The sequence below is a fragment of the Vogesella sp. AC12 genome, assembly GCF_024437575.1.
In the GTDB taxonomy this organism is placed as follows: Bacteria; Pseudomonadota; Gammaproteobacteria; order Burkholderiales; family Chromobacteriaceae; genus Vogesella; species Vogesella indigofera.
This window is the reverse complement of the sequence record NZ_JANFNU010000011.1, coordinates 34,967-54,480: the sequence shown is the minus strand read 5'-3', so window position 1 is coordinate 54,480 and position 19,514 is coordinate 34,967. Positions and strand designations below refer to the sequence as shown.

The 19,514-nt window shown below is 65.6% G+C and carries 19 protein-coding genes; 10 read left to right on the top strand and 9 right to left on the bottom strand.

Annotated features, from left to right (window positions below):
- Window positions 1-45: 45 nt before the first annotated feature.
- From NOM55_RS14575 to cysG, 6 genes are all read right to left on the bottom strand, one after another.
- On the bottom strand, window positions 46-1,167 hold the full coding sequence (locus NOM55_RS14575) for a glycosyltransferase family 4 protein (protein WP_255909273.1): 1,122 nt from the start codon (window positions 1,165-1,167) through the stop codon (window positions 46-48).
- Entirely contained in the window at window positions 1,164-2,246 is a 1,083-nt protein-coding gene (gene rfaQ / locus NOM55_RS14570) for a putative lipopolysaccharide heptosyltransferase III (RefSeq protein ID WP_255909271.1), read from the bottom strand. The genes NOM55_RS14575 and rfaQ overlap by 4 nt, the downstream gene beginning before the upstream one ends.
- A 19-nt stretch (window positions 2,247-2,265) precedes the next feature.
- Complete coding sequence (ptsP, locus tag NOM55_RS14565) at window positions 2,266-4,005, bottom strand: phosphoenolpyruvate--protein phosphotransferase (protein ID WP_255909269.1); 1,740 nt, start codon at window positions 4,003-4,005, stop codon at window positions 2,266-2,268.
- A gap of 45 nt (window positions 4,006-4,050) precedes the next feature.
- The gene (locus NOM55_RS14560) at window positions 4,051-4,320 is read right to left on the bottom strand and encodes an HPr family phosphocarrier protein (RefSeq protein ID WP_047967915.1); all 270 of its coding nucleotides are present in this window, start codon (window positions 4,318-4,320) and stop codon (window positions 4,051-4,053) included.
- Window positions 4,317-4,715 (bottom strand): PTS sugar transporter subunit IIA, encoded by a 399-nt coding sequence (locus tag NOM55_RS14555; RefSeq protein WP_047967916.1) that lies wholly within the window; start codon window positions 4,713-4,715, stop codon window positions 4,317-4,319. The genes NOM55_RS14560 and NOM55_RS14555 overlap by 4 nt, the downstream gene beginning before the upstream one ends.
- A gap of 77 nt (window positions 4,716-4,792) precedes the next feature.
- Complete coding sequence (cysG, locus tag NOM55_RS14550; protein ID WP_255909267.1) at window positions 4,793-6,208, bottom strand: siroheme synthase CysG; 1,416 nt, start codon at window positions 6,206-6,208, stop codon at window positions 4,793-4,795.
- 180 nt (window positions 6,209-6,388) lie between these two features.
- On the opposite strand from cysG, the gene NOM55_RS14545 reads away from it, so the two are divergent.
- Window positions 6,389-8,056, top strand: coding sequence for a diguanylate cyclase (locus tag NOM55_RS14545; protein ID WP_255909265.1), 1,668 nt, complete (start codon window positions 6,389-6,391; stop codon window positions 8,054-8,056).
- A 239-nt stretch (window positions 8,057-8,295) separates the two neighbouring features.
- On the opposite strand, the gene polA is transcribed toward NOM55_RS14545, so the two are convergent.
- Window positions 8,296-11,088, bottom strand: a complete 2,793-nt coding sequence (gene polA, locus NOM55_RS14540) for a DNA polymerase I (protein ID WP_255909263.1) — start codon at window positions 11,086-11,088, stop codon at window positions 8,296-8,298.
- A gap of 16 nt (window positions 11,089-11,104) precedes the next feature.
- Between polA and NOM55_RS14535 the strand changes: the two genes are divergently transcribed.
- From NOM55_RS14535 to NOM55_RS14510, 6 genes are all read left to right on the top strand, one after another.
- Complete coding sequence (locus NOM55_RS14535; RefSeq protein ID WP_047967919.1) at window positions 11,105-11,833, top strand: TIGR00730 family Rossman fold protein; 729 nt, start codon at window positions 11,105-11,107, stop codon at window positions 11,831-11,833.
- A 49-nt stretch (window positions 11,834-11,882) separates the two neighbouring features.
- Window positions 11,883-12,194 carry a DUF2782 domain-containing protein gene (locus NOM55_RS14530; protein ID WP_047967920.1) on the top strand — a complete coding sequence of 104 codons (312 nt, stop codon included), beginning with the start codon at window positions 11,883-11,885 and terminating at the stop codon, window positions 12,192-12,194.
- A 9-nt stretch (window positions 12,195-12,203) separates the two neighbouring features.
- Window positions 12,204-13,142 (top strand): homoserine kinase, encoded by a 939-nt coding sequence (thrB, locus tag NOM55_RS14525; RefSeq protein WP_255909261.1) that lies wholly within the window; start codon window positions 12,204-12,206, stop codon window positions 13,140-13,142.
- 141 nt (window positions 13,143-13,283) lie between these two features.
- Window positions 13,284-13,985 (top strand): winged helix-turn-helix domain-containing protein, encoded by a 702-nt coding sequence (locus NOM55_RS14520; protein ID WP_047967922.1) that lies wholly within the window; start codon window positions 13,284-13,286, stop codon window positions 13,983-13,985.
- Window positions 13,982-15,331, top strand: a complete 1,350-nt coding sequence (locus NOM55_RS17460) for an ATP-binding protein (protein WP_255909259.1) — start codon at window positions 13,982-13,984, stop codon at window positions 15,329-15,331. Before NOM55_RS14520 ends, NOM55_RS17460 begins: the two co-directional genes overlap by 4 nt.
- Before the next feature lie 106 nt (window positions 15,332-15,437).
- On the top strand, window positions 15,438-16,028 hold the full coding sequence (locus tag NOM55_RS14510; RefSeq protein WP_156168049.1) for a porin family protein: 591 nt from the start codon (window positions 15,438-15,440) through the stop codon (window positions 16,026-16,028).
- Between the two features lie 226 nt (window positions 16,029-16,254).
- Here the strand turns inward: NOM55_RS14510 and NOM55_RS14505 are convergent, their stop codons facing one another.
- Window positions 16,255-17,013, bottom strand: coding sequence for a transporter substrate-binding domain-containing protein (locus NOM55_RS14505; RefSeq protein ID WP_255909257.1), 759 nt, complete (start codon window positions 17,011-17,013; stop codon window positions 16,255-16,257).
- 141 nt (window positions 17,014-17,154) lie between these two features.
- A complete protein-coding gene (locus NOM55_RS14500) occupies window positions 17,155-17,379 on the bottom strand; it encodes a hypothetical protein (RefSeq protein ID WP_255909255.1) in 225 nt (74 codons plus the stop codon).
- Window positions 17,380-17,441: 62 nt separating this feature from the next.
- Between NOM55_RS14500 and hemF the strand changes: the two genes are divergently transcribed.
- From hemF to NOM55_RS14485, 3 genes are read left to right on the top strand one after another with little or no spacing between them, the layout of a single operon-like run.
- Window positions 17,442-18,359, top strand: coding sequence for an oxygen-dependent coproporphyrinogen oxidase (gene hemF / locus NOM55_RS14495; protein ID WP_255909254.1), 918 nt, complete (start codon window positions 17,442-17,444; stop codon window positions 18,357-18,359).
- The gene (locus NOM55_RS14490; protein ID WP_255909252.1) at window positions 18,356-18,946 is read left to right on the top strand and encodes a hypothetical protein; all 591 of its coding nucleotides are present in this window, start codon (window positions 18,356-18,358) and stop codon (window positions 18,944-18,946) included. The genes hemF and NOM55_RS14490 overlap by 4 nt, the downstream gene beginning before the upstream one ends.
- Window positions 18,947-18,965: 19 nt before the next feature.
- Window positions 18,966-19,367: an HIT family protein gene (locus NOM55_RS14485; RefSeq protein ID WP_255909250.1), complete on the top strand. Its 402-nt coding sequence runs from the start codon at window positions 18,966-18,968 to the stop codon at window positions 19,365-19,367.
- The last annotated feature ends 147 nt before the right edge of the window (window positions 19,368-19,514 follow it).

The following is a 19,514-nucleotide window of genomic DNA, read 5'->3' as shown; positions in this document are numbered from 1 at the left end:
ATAAAACAAACGATTATAAACCAGCCCGGCGCCAGCCGGGCCCTGTCACAGCAAGCGCTGGTAGCAAGCCAGCAAACGGCCGGCCATCTGCTCCAGCGTGAGGTCGGCGGTACTGGCCCGCGCCGCCGCGGCCAAGCTTGGCCACTCGGCACGACTGGCCAGCCATTGGCCGAGCTGCTGGCGCAGGGTGGCGCCGTCCAGCGCATCGGCCACCCAGCCGTTGTCGCCATCGCGGATCAGCTCGGCGGCACCGCACTGCTGCGTGGTGAACACCGGCAAACCGCAGGCCAGCGCCTCAACACAGACATTGGGAAACGGGTCATACAAGGTCGGCAGGATGAAGGCGTCGGCCATGCCGTAAAACGGCTTGACGTCGTTTTGCGCGCCGGCAAAACGTACACGCGACGCGATGCCCAGCGTTGCGGCCAACCTTTGGTACTGCGCGGCGTGCTTGTCCTTGCCGACAATCAGCAGCTGCACCTCGGGGTGCGGCACGATGGCCTGCAGCGCACGCGCCACGCCCTTGCGCTCGAAACCGGAGCCAACGTACAGCAGCAACGGTGCCGCTGGCGGAATCTGCCACTGTGCACGCATCGTGGCACGGTGTTCGCGCAGCGACGGATGGAAAGCCGCGGTATCGACGCCATTGTAAATCACGGCAAAACGCGCGTCCGGCAAGCCGAAGTAGTGCTGGATCTCGCGCTTCACCATCTGCGAATTGCAGATCACCGTTTTCAGGCGCGGATGCAGGAACATGCGCCGCTCCATCCACTGCACGTAGTGGTGGTAGGGATTCAGTTGCAAGGCAATGCGGCCCCAGCGCGACAGCACCCGGCGACGCAGTTGCAGCCAGTGGCGGTGCACGCCGTCGCCGGCGCGGTAGATGTCGCAGCCGGCGATGCGCTCGTGCGACTGCACCAGCTCGAAGCCTTCGCGCTGCCAGATCCGGCGCGCGGCACAGGCAAAGCCCCAGTCGCGCCAGACACTGCCGAGATAGAAAGGGTTGGCCGCAATGGCGCGCACGCCGGAAAGCGATTCCCACTTGCGCGCGATCAGGTTCACTTCCAGTCCACCTTGCGCCGACAGCGCCGACAGCGCACGGCTGACAAAACGCTCGGCGCCGCCGGCCGGATTGTATTTCTGCCGCACGATCACCAGTCGCGTCATGCGCCGACCTCGGCCATCAGGCTGTTGAAGGCTGCCAGTACCTGTGTTTCGGTGATCAGCTCCAGGCATTCGCTGCGCTTGCCGCCGCCACAACCGTCCTTGCCACACGGGCGGCAGGGCAGCTCGGTGCGCAGCAGGCGGTGCGGCACCTGCCACGGCCCCCACTCGATGTCGCCGGAGGGGCCGAACAGCGCCACGCACGGCGTCTGCATCGCCGCGGCGATGTGCATCGGCACCGAATCCATGCCGATGAAGGCCTGCGCGCCGTCGATCAGCGCCGCCAGCTCCTTCAGGCTCAGCTGGCCGGCCAGCGAAGCCACCGGTTGCGATAGCCGGCCGGTGATATCGGCCAGCAGCGCCAGTTCCGCCGGATCCGGTGCCGCCGACAGCACCACCGTTTCGCCCTGCGCGCGCAGCTGCTCGATCAATGCCGCCATGCGCGCGGCAGGCCAGGTTTTGAACAGCCAGCGCGAGGTCGGATGGATGACCAGATAACGGCCGCTGACACCCTGCGCCGCCAGCTTCTGGCGCACGCTCTGCTGTGCCGCTTCGCCCGCCACCAGCCGCAGCCGGCGCTCGTCGGCTGCCGGATAGATGCCGAGGCGGCGCAAGGCATCGAGGTGAATTTCGACGGTATGGCGGCGATTGCCGCTGATCACCGGGTAACGGTGGCTGAAACTGTTGGCAAAGAACTTGCCGAAATTGCCGCCCGGCGCCACCGCCCAGCGCGGCCGCAGCAAACGGCTCAGCCAGGCACCACGCTTGTGTTCGGTCAGCTGGATCACCAGATCGTAGTGGCGGGCTTTCAGCCCGGCCAGCAACTGCCACTCGGCGGCCAGCTGCCCGCGCAGACCGAGCTTTTTCCACTGCCGGTCGATGGTGAACAGCTGCGACAGCGCCGGATGGCCGGACAGCATGTCGCGGGTGTCGTGATACACCAGCGCGTCGATCTCGGCATGCGGCGCGTGCGTCTTCAGCACCGACAGCACCGGTGACGACAACAGCACGTCGCCGTGGTGGCGCAGCTTGATGACAAGCACGCGGCGCACGGCGGACAGATCGATAGCGTCTTTGAGCATAGAAAAGAAAAAAGCCGGATCAGGCGTCCGGCCCGGCATTCAGTTGTTGCAGAAGATCGGCGATTCTATCAGGGTCTTCGCTGCGAAGCATGCGCGCGACGTGCGGCCCGACTTCGTCGAGGTGGCTGGACAGCACCTGCTGCTTCACGTCCAGCAGGTTGGCCGGGTGCATCGAGAAGCGGCGCAAGCCCATGCCCAGCAGCAGCCGGGTCAGGCGCGCGTCACCGGCCATCTCGCCGCACACCGATACCGGCACCCCGGCCTTGCTGGCGGTCTTGATGGTGTAGGAGATCAGCTTCAGCACCGCCGGATGGATCGGATCGTACAGGTGGCTGACGGTGTCGTCGTTGCGGTCGATCGCCAGCGTGTACTGGATCAGGTCGTTGGTGCCGATGGAGAGGAAGTCGACATGCTTGATGAAGCTGCCCACCACCAGCGCCGCCGACGGAATCTCGATCATGGCGCCGACTTCCACCGCCTCGGCAAAGGCGATGCCTTCGGCGCGCAGCTCGGCCTTGGCGTACTCCAGCTGGGTCAGCGACTGCTTCAGCTCGCCCAGGCTGTTGATCATCGGGAACAGGATGCGGATCTTGCCGAAGGCCGAGGCGCGCAGCAATGCGCGCAGCTGGGCGCGGAACATCAGCGGCTCGGCCAGACACAGGCGGATGCCGGTCAGCCCCAGTGCCGGGTTTTCCGCCAGCTGGTGATTGAGCCAGCGCGGACTCTTGTCGGCGCCGAGGTCCATGGTGCGCACCGTTACCGGCGCACCGCTGGTCAGCTCCGCCACCATGCGGTAGGCCTCGAACTGCTCGTCCTCCGACGGCAGGTTGTCGCGGCCAAGGAACAGGAATTCGCTGCGGAACAGGCCGACGCCGACGGCGCCGGCTTGCAACACGTTGGCCGCATCCTGCGGCAGCTCGATATTGGCCAGCAGCTCGATCGGGGTGCCGTCCTCGGTGATGGCATCGGTGTTGCGGATGCTGGACAGCTTGCGCCGCGCCTCGACGCAGGCCCGCTGCCGGCGGCGGTACTCGGCCAGCACCGTCGGTTCCGGGTTGATCAGCAGCACACCCTGCTGGCCGTCGACGATGATCAGCTCGTCCTCGCGCACCAGCTCGCGCGCGTGGTGCAGCGCGATCACCGACGGCAGGTCCAGGCTGCGGCCGAGAATGGCGGTATGGCTGGTGGCGCCGCCGACATCGGTGACGAAGGCGGCGACGTTGGAATCCTTGAAATAGACCATGTCGGCCGGCGACAGGTCGTGCGCCACCAGGATGGCGTCGCCGTCCAGCCCTTCCGACAGCTGCAGCTCGGTGGTGTGACCGCCGAGGTTCTTGAACACCCGCTCCACCACCTGCAGCACGTCATGCTTGCGTTCGCGCAGGTAGTCTTCCTCGATGGCGTCGAACTGCTCGATCAGGGTGTCGCACTGCTGTTTCAGCGCCCACTCCGCGTTGCAGCGCAGGCTGGCAATCAGTTCGCGCGGGTCGCGCGTCAGGGTCACGTCCGACAGCAGCATGATGTGCAGCGACAGGAACGCCCCCAGCTCGGCCGGGGCGTTCTCCGGGATGCTGCCCCACAGCATTTCCAGCTGCTTGCGCGTGGCCCGCACCGCCTGGTCGAAACGCTGCTGTTCTGCCGCGATTTCGTGGTCATCGATACTGTAATGCACCACGTCATCCATGCTTTGCGACAGCAAGTGGGCACGGCCGATGGCGATGCCGCCACCGATCGGTACCCCGTGCAAAACGATGCTCATGTTGCGCCCTCTCCCCTGTCCGGTACCTGTTCTTGTTACGGGCGGTTATTCCGCCTCGTCAAAGCGGTTGTTGATCAGTTCGACCAAGGCCGCCATGGCTAGGTCTTCGTCCTCGCCATTGGTTTCCAGCTCGATTTGCGAACCTTTCGCTGCCGCCAGCATCATCACCCCCATGATGCTCTTGCCGTTGACACGGCGGCCGTTGCGCGCGATCCAGACTTCGGCCTTGAAACGGCTGGCGGTCTGGGTGAACTTGCTGGAGGCGCGCGCGTGCAGGCCCAGCTTGTTGATGATCTCGATTTGCTGTGTTTTCATTCTTTTCCCTCGGGAATGACGTAGTACACGCCTTCCAGTCCCCCTGTAATCGCCTTGCTGACCACCACCTCCAGCGGCTGCGCACTGTAGCTCAGCGCACGCACCAGCATCGGCAGATTGACGCCGGCAACGACCTCCACCACGCCGCGCTGACGCAAGCGGCTGGCAATATTGCAAGGCGTCCCGCCGAGCATGTCGCTTAACACCAGCACGCCGCTGCCGTCATTGATCTTGTCGATCAATGCCTGCGCGTCCAGCAGCCGCGCGTCAGGATTGTCCTGTTTCTCGACGCCGAGGATGGCCAGATTGTCCGGCACGCGCCCCAGCACGTGCCGTGCACAGTCGGCCAGGCACAAGCCCAGCTCGCCATGCGAAATGATCAGTACACCTACCATGATTGTCTTGCTCCGGACGAGCCGGTATTGCCCTCGTTATGACGTGGTGACGGTACCGCGCCGTCACCGCCCTGGATTCACTGCTGCGCGTCGGGAGTTACCGCCACTTCCTCGACGCTACGAAACCAGCCCAGCCGCGACGACAGCGCCACCACGTCGCCGACGATGATCAGCGCCGGCGAGGCGATGCCGCTCTGCGCGATCTTGGCCGGCAGGCTGGCCAGCGTGCCGACCACGGTACGCTGCTGCGCGGTGGTGGCACGGTGCACCGCCGCCGCCGGCGTGGTCGCCGCCTTGCCGTGCGCGATGAAGGCGTCGCAGATCTCGGCCGCCATCGCCAGCCCCATGTATACCACTACCGTCTGATCCGGGCGCGTCAGTGCCGGCCAGTCTAGCTGAATGCTACCGTCTTTTTTATGACCTGTAACAAACACCACCGCCTGCGCGTGATCGCGATGGGTCAGCGGGATGCCGGCGTAGGCGGCGGCACCGCTGGCCGAGGTGATGCCGGGCACCACCTCAAACGGGATGCGGTGCTCGGCCAGCAGCTCGATTTCCTCGCCGCCACGGCCGAAGGTGAACGGATCGCCGCCCTTCAGCCGCAGCACGCGCTTACCCTCTTGTGCCAGCCGCACCAACAGAGTGTTGATCTCTTCCTGCGCCATGGTGTGGTTGGCGCGCTGCTTGCCGACGAAGATGCGTTCCGCGTCGCGGCGCACCAGCTCCATCAGCTCCGGCGCCACCAGATTGTCGTACAGCACCACGTCGGCCTGCTGCATCAGACGCAGGGCGCGGAAGGTGAGCAAGTCGGGGTTGCCGGGGCCGGCACCGACCAGGTACACCGCACCGGACGGCGTGCTGTCGCCTGCGGCCAACCTTTGCAGCAGGTCGGCCTCGGCGGCGCGCTCGTCGCCGTTCATCACCTGCTCCGCCAGCGGCCCTTCCAGCACCGCCTCCCAGAACGCCCGCCGCTCCTCGACATTGCCGAAGCGCGCCTTGACCTGGTCGCGGAAACGCGCGGCAAACTGCGCCAGGCGGCCGAAGCCGGCCGGGATCAGGCTTTCCAGCCGCGCGCGGATCAGCCGCGCCAGCACCGGCACGCCGCCGCCGGTCGATACCGCGATCACCAGCGGCGAGCGGTCGACGATGGCCGGCGTGATGTAGCTGGACAGCTCGGGGTCGTCCACCACATTGACCGGAATGCCCAGCGCCTGCGCCGTCTGCGACACCAGGCGGTTGACCTCGCGCTCGTTGGTGGCAGCCACCACCAGCCGCTGGCCGCCGACCTGTGCCGGCTGGAAACAGGCGTCGATATGGCACACCTCACCGGCGGCCGCCATCGCGGCCAGCTCCGGCACCAGCTGCGGCGCCACCACCGTCAGCCGGGCGCCGGCCGATTGCAGCAGGCGCGCCTTGCGCACCGCCACCTCGCCGCCGCCGACCAGCAGGCACGGCTCGCCGGCAAGGCGCATGAAAATCGGAAAATACTCCACGGAATGCTCCTGTAGCTGACCATGGCAGAATACTCCAGCCGGCGCCGGTTGGCGATGCCCGCCCTCGGCACTACGCCCTGCAGCGGATATCACCGGCCATGGCATTCAGGTACTATGCTTCAAACATTATTCCGGATTTGCCATTGCCCGCAGCGCGGCCATGGCTCGCAGGAGCACAACGTGTTCGCCCAAGCCACTCTCGAAACCATCCTCAGCGCGCTGCCGGCCGGTTACCTGCTGCTTGACCTGTCGCGACAGGTCGTCTTCGTCAGCGAGCGTTTCAGCATCGCCTGTCACGGCAGCCCGCTGCCCACCGTCGGCAGCCCACTGCCGGCCACGCTGCTGCCGCAAGCGGTGCAGCAGCGCCTCGATCAGCCCGACAACAAGGGGCTGACGCTGCCGGCGCACGGCCTGCTGCTGGAGTGGCTGGTCACGCCGCTGCGCGACGGCTGGCTGATCAGCGTGCGCGAGGACCGCCACGCCTTCCGCACCCTGGTCGACAACTCGCCGGACATCATCACCCGCTACGACCTCGAGCTGCGCTGCCGCTTCATCAACAACACGCTGAGCAACTTCTCGCCGACACCGGCAGCGGAACACATCGGCCGCACGCTGGAAGAACGGCGCCTGCCCGCGCAGCTGAAGGATGCCATCCGCCACAATGCGCAGCAGGTGATCGCCAGCGGTAAGCCGCAGCGCTTCATCAGCGAGCTGAGCCTGCCGCAGCGGCTCTACGTGTTCGAGTCGAGGCTGCTACCGGAGTTCGACGACGCCGGCCAGCTGCAATCGCTGCTCAGCATCGACCGCGACATCAGCGAGCAGCACGCCACCCGGCTGTGGGAAGCCGACGAAAACCGGCTGCTGGAGATGATTGCCAACGACCGGCCGCTGCAGGAAGTGATGGGCTGGACCTGCCAGATGATCGAGAACCAGCTCAGTGGCGCGATGTGCAGCATCATGCTGCTGGACGAGGCCGGCGAACGGCTGTACCTGGCGGCGGCGCCGTCTCTGGCCAGCGAATACAAGGAGGCGATCGACGGCCTGCGCATTGGTGAAGGCATCGGCTCCTGCGGCACCGCCGCGCAGCGCGGCGAGATGGTGATCGTCAGCGACATCGCCAGCGATCCGCTGTGGCAGGACTACCGCGAGCTGGCCGCCGCTCACCGGCTGCACGCCTGCTGGTCGCTGCCCATCCTGGCGCAGGACGGCAAGGTGCTCGGCACCTTCGGCCTCTACCACGACCGCCCCTGCGCGCCGGATTCACAAGCACTGGACATCGTGCGCCGCACCTCGCACCTGATGGCGATTGCCATCCAGCAGGAGCAGCGCGCCACCGCGCTGTACCGGCTGGCGACGCAGGACGGCCTGACCGGTCTCGCCAACCGCCGCCACTTCCTCGACCTCGCCTCGCAGCGTTTCAAGGAGGCGCGCTACCTCGGCAAGCCGTTCAGCCTGCTGATGATGGACATCGACCACTTCAAGCGCGTCAACGACGGCCACGGCCACGAGGGCGGCGACGTGGTGCTGCAGGCCTTCGCCCAGTGCGTGAAGAGCACGCTGCGCGCCAGCGACCTGGTGTGCCGCATGGGCGGCGAGGAGTTTGCCGCCATCCTGCCCGACACCCCGGCCAGCGAGGCGCTGGTGGTGGCGAAACGACTGCGCAACGCCATCGCCGCGCTGCCGATCGCGCACCAGGACCACCCCATCCCGATCACGGTCAGCATCGGCGTCGCCTCGCTGTCGCCGGCCTGCCGCGAGCTGAGCGAGCTGATCCGTCACGCCGACCAGGCGCTGTACCAGGCCAAGGCCAAGGGCCGCAACCGCGTTTGCGTCGCCGAGTCGCTGTAAGCGCCTGTTCACGATCGGCTGCAACTGATCTCTACGGGGGCGATACTGGCTTAAACCGGCTTCAGCATGCTTGTTTATATCTGGATAAACGCCGCTTCCCCAGCCGTTTTCGCCTTGTCTCGCGTGAGCGCGCGAGCTCGTGAACACGCGCTAAGCGGCGCGATTGCAAAAAAGGTTGGCCGCAACAGCGCACGCTGTTGCGGCCAACCTTTTGCCATGCGGGGAAGACCTGCGCGCGTCTAGTGTGCGCTCTCCCAGCTGCTGCCGACGCCGACTTCCGCCAGCAGCGGCACCTTCAGCGCGGCGACGCCGGCCATCAGCTGCGGCAGTTTTTCCCGCACCAGCGCCAGTTCGCTTTCCGCCACTTCCAGCACCAGTTCATCGTGCACCTGCATGATCAGCTTGCTCTGCAGCCGCTCGGCCAGCAGCCAGTCCTGCACCGCGATCATCGCCAGCTTGATCAGGTCGGCGGCGGTGCCCTGCATCGGCGCGTTGATCGCGGCACGCTCGGCGCCGGCGCGGCGCGCCTGGTTGGCGGCGCGGATCTCCGGCAGGTACAGGCGGCGGCCGAACACGGTCTCGACATAGCCCTGCTCGCGCGCCGCATCGCGCGTCTGCTGCATGTATTCCGCGACACCGGGGTATTTGCGGAAGTAGCTGTCGATGTACAGCTTGGCGGCGTCGCGGCTGATGTCCAGCTGCGAGGCGAGGCCGAATTCGCCCATGCCGTAGATCAGGCCGAAATTGATGGCCTTGGCGGCGCGGCGCTGCTCGGTACTGACTTCCGCCAGCGGCGTGCTGAACACCTCGGCGGCGGTGGCCTTGTGGATGTCCTCGCCGCTGGCAAACGCCGCCAGCATGCCGGCATCACCGGACAGGTGCGCCATGATGCGCAGCTCGATCTGCGAATAGTCGGCGGAAACGATCACGTGGCCGGGCGCGGCGATGAAGGCCTCGCGCACGCGGCGGCCCTCGGCGGTGCGCACCGGGATGTTCTGCAGGTTGGGGTCGGAGCTGGCCAGACGACCGGTAATCGCCACCGCCTGTGCATAAGTGGTGTGCACACGGCCGGTCTGTGGATTAATCAGCGTCGGCAGCTTGTCGGTGTAGGTCGACTTCAGCTTGGCCAGGCCACGGTACTGCAGGATCAGCTTCGGCAGCGGGTGATCCAGCGCCAGTTTTTCCAGCACCTCCTCGTCGGTGGAGAAGCCGCCGCTCGGCGTCTTGCGCACGCCCTTGGTGGCGATGCCGAGCTTGCCGAACAGGATTTCCTGCAGCTGCTTCGGCGAATTGAGGTTGAACGGCTGGCCGGCCTGCGCGTAGGCCTGCTGCTCCAGGCGCAGCATCTCGCTGCCCAGCTGGTGGCTCTGCGCCGCCAGCTGCTCGCGGTCGATCAGCACGCCGTTGCGCTCCATCGCGAACAACACCTCCGCCACCGGCAGCTCGATGTCACGGTAGACCTCGGCCAGCTTGCCACGCAGCAGCGGCGCAAAGTGCTCCGCCAGGCGCAGGGTGATGTCGGCGTCCTCGGCCGCGTAGTTGGCCGCAACGTCCACCGCCACCTCGGCAAAGCCGATCTGCTTGGCGCCCTTGCCGCAGATTTCCTCGTAGCTGACCGTGGTTTCGTTCAGGTGACGACGCGCCAGCTCGTCCATGCCGTGGCGTTCGTGGCTCTCGATCACGTAGGAGGCCAGCAGCGTGTCGTCGGCCACGCCGCGCAGGGTGATGCCGTGGTTGGCAAACACGTGGCGGTCGTACTTCAGGTTCTGCCCCAGCTTTTTCTTGCCGGCGTCTTCCAGCCACGGCTTGAGTCTGGCCAGGGTGGCGTCGAAGTCCAGCTGCTGCGGCGCGTCCGGGCCGCGGTGCGCCAGCGGCAGGTAGGCGGCCTGCCCCGCCGCCACCGAGAAGCTGATGCCGACCAGTTGTGCCTGCATCTGGTCGAGGCTGGTGGTCTCGGTATCCAGCGACACCACCTCGGCCGCGGCCAAGCTTTGCAGCCACTCGTCCAGTTGCTCGCTACTGAGGATGGTGTCGTAGTGGCGCGCGATGGCGGCGGCGGGTTCGTGACCGGCAACGGCATCCGGCACCGCCGCGCTGTCGTCACCGAACAGGTCGCCGCTATGATGCAGCGCCGGCTGCGCCCGCGTTGCGACCGGCGTGGCGGTATCGGCCGCCGGCTCGCTGACTTCGCGCAGGAAGGTACGGAAGCCGCAGGCGGCGAACAGTTCCGCCAGCCGCGCCTTGTCCTTGCTGCCGTGCAGCAGGCTGGCCATGCCCTGCGGCATCTCGTCCGCCAGTGGCACGTCGCACTTGATGGTGATCAGCTCGCGTCCCTTGGGCAGCCACGCCAGCGCCGCGCGCAGGTTGTCGCCGACCTTGCCGCCGACCTTGTCCGCCTGTGCGATGACCCCGGCCAGCGTGCCGTACTCTTCCAGCCACTTCACCGCCGTCTTCGGGCCGCACTTGTCGACGCCGGGCACGTTGTCGACCTTGTCGCCGATCAGCGTCAGGTAGTCGATGATCAGGCTCGGTGGCACGCCGAATTTTTCCTTTACCCCGGCCTCGTCCAGCAGCTCGTTGGTCATGGTGTTGACCAGCGTCACCGCCGGCGTCACCAGCTGCGCCATGTCCTTGTCGCCGGTGGACACGATCACCCGCATGCCGGCGGCCTCGGCGGTACGGGCCAGCGTGCCGATCACGTCGTCGGCCTCCACCCCGTCCACCATCAACAGCGGCCAGCCGCTGGCACGCACCACCTCGTGCACGGTGACGACCTGCGCGGCGAGGTCGCTCGGCATCGACGGCCGGTTGGCCTTGTACTCCGGGTACAGCTCGTCGCGGAAAGTCTTACCTTTAGCATCGAAAATGCAGGCGCTATAATCGAACTGCACTTCCTTCTCCAGCCGGCGCAGCATGTTGACCATGCCGTAGATGGCACCGGTCGGATCGCCGGTGGGTGAGCGCAAGTCGGGCATCGCATGGAAGGCTCGGTACAAATAAGAAGAGCCGTCAATCAATAACAAGGTTTTCATAAGAAAAGGGGCAGATATGAGCTTGTCCGATAAATTACCGCAAACCAGCGACCGCTACGCGATGATGCAGCGTTTCCGCTCGCGCGAAGCCTGGCATGTGATGAAAATTCTGTCGGAATTTGTTGAATCGGCAGAAGAACTGCAACAGATCAGTCCAGCTGTAAGTATTTTTGGCAGCGCACGGACGCCGCGCGATCATCGCTATTATAAGCTGACCGAGGACATTGCCCGCCTGTTATCCGACGCCGGCTTTGCGGTGATTTCCGGCGGCGGCCCCGGCATCATGGAGGCGGCCAACAAGGGCGCCTATTACGGCAACAGCCCGTCGGTCGGCCTCAACATCGTGCTGCCGCACGAGCAGCGCCCCAACGAGTACCAGGACCTGAGCCTGAAGTTCGACCACTTCTTCAGCCGCAAGGTGATGTTCGTCAAACATGCACTGGCCTATGTGGTGATGCCCGGCGGCTTTGGTACACTGGACGAAATGTTCGAGGCGCTGACGCTGATCCAGACCGGCAAGACGCGCAAGATGCCGATCATTCTGTGCGGCATCGAATTCTGGAGTGGCCTGCTCGACTGGGTGCGCGAACGCCTGATCGGCGACGGCCTGATCAACGCCGATGACCTCGACCTGCTGCAGCTGATCGACGACCCGCAGCAGATCGTGGAAACCATCTTCACCTTTTACGAAACCCGCGGCTTCGAGGCCCTGCCGGAAGAACGCGAACAGTTGCTCAATCTGTAATATTTGCCGACCGGCGCTGCCCGCCAGCGCCGACAACCAAGGAAACACCATGTCCCGCCTGATTCTGGCCGTGCTGGCCGCCATCGCCCTGCCGGCGCTGGCCGATACCCCCGCCGCGGTGCTGCCGCCACCGCCGACCATTGCCGCCGATGCCATGGCAGAGCCGGAAATCCGCATCATCCAGGACGGCGACAACAGCATCGAGGAATACCGTCTCAACGGCCGCCTCTACCTGCTGAAAGTGACGCCGAAAAACGCGCCACCGTACTACCTGCGTGACGACGAGGGTAACGGCCAGATGAAACGCATCGACCCGTCGCAGCGCCTGGTGGTGCCGCAGTGGGTCCTGCTGACCTTCTGAGGAGCGGGCATGTCGGTTTATACCTCGGTCTCGACCGCAGAGCTGGCACAGTGGCTGCAGCGCTATGCGCTGGGCGAGCTGGTCGAGCTGAAAGGCATTGTGGCCGGTGTCACCAACACCAACTACTTTGTCACCACCACCCACGGCCGCTATGTGCTGACGCTGTTCGAGGTGCTGCAGCTGGACGAGCTGCCCTACTTCCTGGAGCTGAAGAGCCACCTGGCGCGACACGGTGTTGCCTGTCCGGCGCCGATTGCCGACCACAACGACCAGTTTGCCTCGCTGCTGGCCGGCAAGCCGGCCTGCCTGGTCAGCTGCCTCGACGGCCACGACATCGAGCAGCCGAACGCGGCGCAGTGCCACGCCATCGGCGAGATGCTGGCGCAGATGCACAAGGCCAGCAGCACCTTCCCGCGCCGCATGCACAACCCGCGCGGCCCGGAATGGTGGAGCCGCACCGCCACCTCGCTGTATCCGCAACTGCCGGCCGCGGACGCCGCCAGCCTGCGCAGCGAAGTCGCGTTCCAGGACAGTCACCGCTTTGATTTCCTGCCGCAGGGGGTGATCCACGCCGACCTGTTCAAGGACAACGTGCTGATGGACGGCGACAAGATCGCCGGCTTCATCGACTTCTACTACGCCTGCAACGACGTGCTGCTGTACGACCTCGCCATCGCGCTCAACGACTGGGCGCGCGATGCGCAGGGCGAGATCGACGCCGAACTGGCGCGTGCCATCATCGCCGGCTACCAGAGCATCCGGCCGCTGACCGCGGAGGAACACAAGGCATGGCCGGTGATGCTGCGCGCCGCGGCACTGCGTTTCTGGGTATCGCGCCTGCTCGACTTCTACCGTCCGGCCAGCGGCGAGATGACCTACACCAAGGACCCCGGCGTGTTCCAGCGCCTGCTGGAAGCGCACCGCGTGCGCCAGGACTTCTGGCTGTAACGCGTACCGCGCCAGCCCGGCGCCGGCGGCCGTCCCAGCCTGCGCCAGCCATCCGCCACCGCACAGCCCGCACCCCGCGGGCTGTTTTGCCTGCTGGCGGAATTGCGGTATAACCGGCCAGTCACCCCACAAGGATCTGCCATGAACCAACGTCTGTTGCTGATCGAGGACGATCAGCGCCTGGCCGACCTCGTCAGCAGCTACCTGCGCAAGAACGGCTACGACATCCAGCACCATGCCCATGGCGACGGCGCTGCCGAACGCATCATCGAGATCATGCCCGATCTGGTGATCCTCGACGTGATGCTGCCGGGCAAGGACGGCTTTGAAGTCTGCCGCGCGGTACGCCACCGCTACCCGGGGCGCATCCTGATGATGACCGCCCGCGACGAGGAGATCGACGAGATCCTCGGCCTGGAGCTGGGTGCCGACGACTATCTGGCCAAGCCGGTGGAGCCGCGTCGCCTGCTGGCGCGCATCCGCGCCCTGCTGCGCCGCAGCGACAGCGGCGGCGACGACAACGGCGACCAGGACAAGCTCGGCTTCGGCCGTTTCAGCATCTGCCAGAGCACGCGCGAGGCGGTACTCAACGCGCAGTCGCTGGAGCTGACCACCGCCGAATTCGACCTGCTGTGGCTGCTGGCCAGCCACGCCGGCGAAATCCTGTCGCGTGACGACATCATGAACCAGCTGCGCGGCATCGGCTTCGACGGCCTCGACCGCTCCATCGACGCCCGCATCTCGCGCCTGCGCAAGAAGCTGGACGACAACCCGGAAACACCGACCCGCATCAAGACCGTGCGCGGCAAGGGCTACCTGTTCTCGCGGAGCGACTGGGAGTGAGAGCGCCGCTGAGCATGGCGCGCATGTTCGCGCGCTACTTCGCGCAGACCATGCTGCTGCAGTTCGTGCTGCTGCTCGGCTTTGTGCTGCTGCTGATCGTGCTGTCCGCCAACAGCGAGCGCGAACGGCTGCAGAAGCAGATGGACGGCACCGTGCGCCTGATCCAGCGCGAGCTGCTGCGCCAGCCGCCGGCACGGCGCGACGCCAGCCTGCGCGAGCTGCAGCCGCTGTTCGCCTATCCGCTGGCGCTGGTCAGGCTGCCGCCGGCCAGCCTCGGCGAAGAGGCGCGCGCACGACTGGCCAGTGGCCAGAGCTGGCTCGACAGCAGCCAGCAGAACCTGTACGCACCGCTGCCCGGCACCAGCCAGCTGCTGGTGATCGGCCCGCTGGACAGCCAGGGCAGCGGCGGCGGCTGGCTGCACAGCGAGCTGGGCTTGTTCGTGCTGTGGTTCGCCTTCTTCGGCGTGCCGCTGGCGCTGCTGATCTACCTCAACCTGCGCCCGCACTGGCACGATCTGGCCGCGCTGCGCGACACCTCGCTGCGGCTGGCGGAGGGCGATCTCGGCGCGCGGGCGCCGGCGGCGCGCAGCCCGCTGTTCTCGCCGCTGCAGCGCCAGCTCAACAGCATGGCGGAAAAGCTGGAAACGCAGATGGAGACGCGGCAGGCGCTGGCGCACGCCATCGCCCACGAGCTGCGCACGCCGGTGGCACGGCTGCGCTTCGGGCTGACCATGATGGACGAGGCGGAATCCGACGACGAACGCCGCGGCTACCGTGACGGCATGGAGCGCGACATGCAGGAGCTGGACGAGCTGATCAACGTCAGCCTCAGCTACTCCAAGCTCGATCGCGGCGAAGTGCCGCTGGAGTACGACACCATCGACCTGGAAGAGTGGTTCGAGGACCTGATCGAGCTGGTGCAGCCGCTGCGGCCAACCTTGCTGCAGCTGACACTGGACTGCGCGCGCGGCGAAGCCACCTTCGACCGCCGCCTGGTGTACGTCGCCACCCGCAACCTGCTGCTGAACGCCTTCAAGTACGCGCGGCAGCAGGTGTGCATGACGGTGGCGGTCGAACACGGCCAGCTGATCATCACCGTCGACGACGACGGGCCGGGCATCCCGGAAAAGGAGCGCGAGCGCATCTTCGATCCGTTCCAGCGCCTCGACCGCTCGCGTGACCGCGCCACCGGCGGCTACGGCCTCGGCCTGTCCTTCGTGCGTCTGATCGCCCACCACCACGGCGGCAAGGCGTGGATTGCCCAGTCGCCACAAGGCGGCGCCCGCTTCGGGCTGACGCTGCCGCTGCACCCGGCCGGCGGCGCGCCGTCACAAAGCGTCACATAAACGCACAGCAGCCACACAGTCGGCGTACGCAAGCGCCATAGTGTTGCGCGGCGGCGGCACGCAGAATGGACTCATCAACCTCACTCACCGTGAAACGGAGTCCATCATGAAGAAACTGCTTGTCGCTACCCTGTTTGCCGCTACCGCCAGCACCGCCTTCGCCGCAGAAACCGGCAACTACGTGTTCGGTAATGTCGGCATCTCCGCCAACCAGTGGACACTAAAAGACGGCGCCGCCAACCGCGCCGGCGTCAGCGACCGCAAGGTCAACGACGACGATGCCACCTCCGGCATGGTCGAGATCGGCGTCGGCCAGCGTATCAACGACAACTTCGCGGTCGAGGGTAGCTATCTGCGCCACGGCGACGCCACCGGCCTGAACGGTGCCGGCAGCCTGGACTACGACACTTTTCGTGTCGCTGCACTTGGCATCATCCCGGTAACCCAGCAATTTGAAGTCTACGGCAAGGTATCCGCCAACCACATCCGCAGCAAGTTCAACAGCAGCTCGGCCGCGCTGGCCAGCAGCAAGGACAGCAGCTTCGGCATGGGGCTGGGCGTGGGCGCCGCCTACCACCTCGACAAGAACCTGTCCGCCCGTGTCGAATATGAAGGTATCGGCAACATCGGCCACAAAGACATCACCGATACCGCGCCGGTCGGCGCGCTGAAAGTCGGCCTGGGTTACCGCTTCTGATTTCCTGCTGTTCTGTATTAGTCCTCGTGTGCATTTGCCCGCCTTCATGGCGGGTTTTTTTATGTCGCCACCAGCATCGCTAGCGGCGACAACAGAGTCCAGCCTGGCAGCCAGCCGCACCAGTCAAGCCGTGCCGGCGCCGCGGCCAACCCTGGCACACACGGGGAATCACGACACGACCGCCGGCCCCGCGCGCGGCGGGGTCGGTGGTAACCGTAACCCTGGCTCAGTGCTTGTGCGGGTAGATGTCGTAGCTGAAGTAGCGGCGCTCGATGCTGCGGTAGGTGCCGTCGGCCAGGATCGCCTTCAGCGCGGCGTTGACCTTGGCCAGCAACTCCTTGTTGCCTTTCTGGATGGCGATGCCGGAGCCCATGTAGTACTTCGGATCGTTGAACACCGGGCCAACGAAGGCGAAGCCCTTGCCGAACGGCGTCTTCAGGAAGTCGGCCTCGCCGATGGTGGCATCAACGTAGACGTAATCCAGACGGCCGCCCTTCAGGTCGAGGAAGGCGTCGGTGATCTTGCCGTAGCCCTTGATCTGCGCGCCGTTGCGACCCCACTTCTCCGACGATTCCTTCATCTGGATTGCGCCGCGCAGCACGCCGATGCGCTTGCCCTTGAACCAGTCACCGCTCACCGGCGTGCCCTCCTTGGCGATCAACCGCCCCGGAATGTTGAAGTACATGTCGCTGAAGCTGACCACCTTGGCGCGGTCCGGCGAGATGTTCATCGAGGCAATTGCCAGCTCGTACTTCTTCGCCTGCAGGCCAGGGATAATGCCGTCAAAGTCGTGCGCGCTCAGCTCACACTCCGCCTTCATCTTGTCGCACAGTGCGCGGGCGATGTCGGCATCGAAGCCGACAATGCTGCCATCCGGGTTCTGCTTGGAAAACGGTGGGTAGCTGACATCGGTGGCGATGCGCAGCGGCAGCGCCTGGAGATGAAAGGCGGCAAACAGACAGCTCAGGGCAAGTATTTTTTTCATGATCGGCGGACACTCATCGGTAAGGGGGCAAGCAGGGTTGGCCGCCAGAAAACACGGCACGGCGCTTGTTATGGTGAGTTCAGCTTAAGAACTGCCGCCGTGGCCGGCAAATGAATTATCCGGTCGTCTCATGAATTAAATTCATGCCTCAACCGGCTGCCACGCGCCGGCAGCGGCGACAAAAAGGCAGCCCGCCGGCTGCCGTGAGTGATGTGACAAGCGCACGCCGACCTCGGCAAGCCAGCGCGGCACCTGCGACAGCAGCGCGAGGTCGCGCAGGATGCCACTCGTGACGCGCCGCCACGGATACCGGGCGATGGCGACCGTCTTGCCGTTCGGCGTATCCCAGCTGTGGAGATCGATCATTGCCAGCCCCGTCAGGCGGTTTTGCTACAATCAGCGCTTGTTGATGAATTCAGGATACTGCGATGAGCCACCCCCACGCCAATCAAGTGAAGGCTTTCCTGCTCGAGCTGCAAGACCGCATCTGCGCCGGGCTGGAAGGCGCCGACGGCGGCGCCCGCTTCATCGCCGACAGCTGGCAGCGCGGCGACACCGGTCTCGGCGGTGGCGGCATCAGCCGGGTACTCACCGGCGGCGCGGTGTTCGAGCAGGCCGGCGTCAACTTCTCGCACGTCACCGGCCCGGCGCTGCCGGCCTCCGCCACCGCGCACCGCCCGGAGCTGGCCGGCCGCCGCTTCGAGGCGATGGGCGTGTCGCTGGTCATCCACCCGGAAAACCCCTACGTGCCGACCAGCCACGCCAATGTGCGCTTCTTCATCGCCGAGAAAGACGGCGAGGCGCCGGTGTGGTGGTTTGGTGGCGGCTTCGACCTTACCCCCTACTACGGCAATGTCGAGGACGTGGTGCACTGGCACACCGTGGCCCGCGACTTGTGCGCACCGTTCGGCGAGGACAGCTACCCGAAATACAAGAAATGGTGCGACGAGTACTTCTATCTTAAACACCGCGACGAGGCGCGCGGCGTCGGCGGCCTGTTCTTCGACGACCTCAACCAGCCGGATTTCGCCACCAGCTTCGCCTTCATGCAGGCGGTCGGCAACGGCTTCAACGATGCCTACCTGCCGATCGTCGCGCGGCGCAAGGACACACAGTGGGGCGAGCGCGAGCGCCAGTTCCAGCTCTACCGCCGTGGCCGTTACGTCGAATTTAACCTGGTGTGGGACCGTGGCACGCTGTTCGGGCTACAGACCGGCGGCCGCACCGAATCGATCCTGATGTCGATGCCGCCGCTGGTGCGCTGGGAGTACGGCTACCAGCCGGAAGCCGGCAGCCCGGAAGCGGCGCTGTACAGCGACTTCCTGCCGGTACGGGAGTGGGTATGAGCCTGTTGCGGCCAACCTTGTCCCGCATGGCGGCGCTGCTGGCCTTACTGTTGGCAACAGGCAGTTACGCCGCTGAGACACTGCCAGCAGAACTGCGCCCTTTTGTCCCGAAAGGTTACAGCGTACTCAGCCTTGATGAGGTAGACCTCAACCGGGATGGTCGCAAGGAGACCGTTCTGGTCATCGAGGCCGACGACACGACAAACGACGAAGGTCCACGCAGCCTGCTCCTGTTCAGCCGTACACCGGCAGGCAAACTGACACTTGCCAGCCGCAACGACAAGGCCATCCTGTGTCGCAGATGCGGCGGCATTTTCGGTGATCCGTATGAGGGGATGAATTTTCAGGCAGGCGGCTTCACCCTCCTGCACTACGGCGGCAGCAACTGGCGCTGGCGCCTGGACATCCGCTTTGCCTGGTCACGCCGGGATCAAACCTGGCAACTGGTGGAAGTGGATACCGAGAGCTTTCATACCAGCGATCCAGACAATGGCAAGTCACGTCGTTATCGCCCGCCACGCTATTTTGGCCTGATCAACCTGGCCGACTTCGACTACGAAAACTGGGAAGGCCGCGGCAAACGCTAGGCCAGCAAAGGAACAACACATGCAATGCGAACTGTGCCACCAGGACGGTGGCGATATCCTCTACCGCGACGACAAGCTGCGCGTGATCCTGGTCGCCGACGCCGACTACCCGGCGTTCTGCCGCGTGATCTGGCACGCCCACGTCAAGGAAATGACCGACCTGGACCGCGCTGACCGCGCCCATGTGCTGGACTGGGTGCTGCGTACCGAGCAGGCATTGCGCGCGGTGCTGAATCCGGACAAGATCAACCTCGCCAGCTTCGGCAATATGGTGCCGCACCTGCACTGGCACGTGATCCCGCGCTTTGCCGATGACAAGCACTTTCCCAATCCGCTGTGGGGTGCGGCGATGCGCGACGGCGTGGCGCACGGCTCGCCAACGTTGGCCGCACAGCTGCGCCACGCGCTGCAGGCCGGCTGAATGCCGCGACGGCATTGCCGCCATGGCAGGCGGGTGGTAAGGTGAATCGCGTTTAAGATTTCAAACAGGAACCACTTCCCAGCCGGTCTTGCCCGCCGCCCAGACCGGCTCTGAAGCGGCTCCGTCAGCCACTGACCAAGGAGCGTT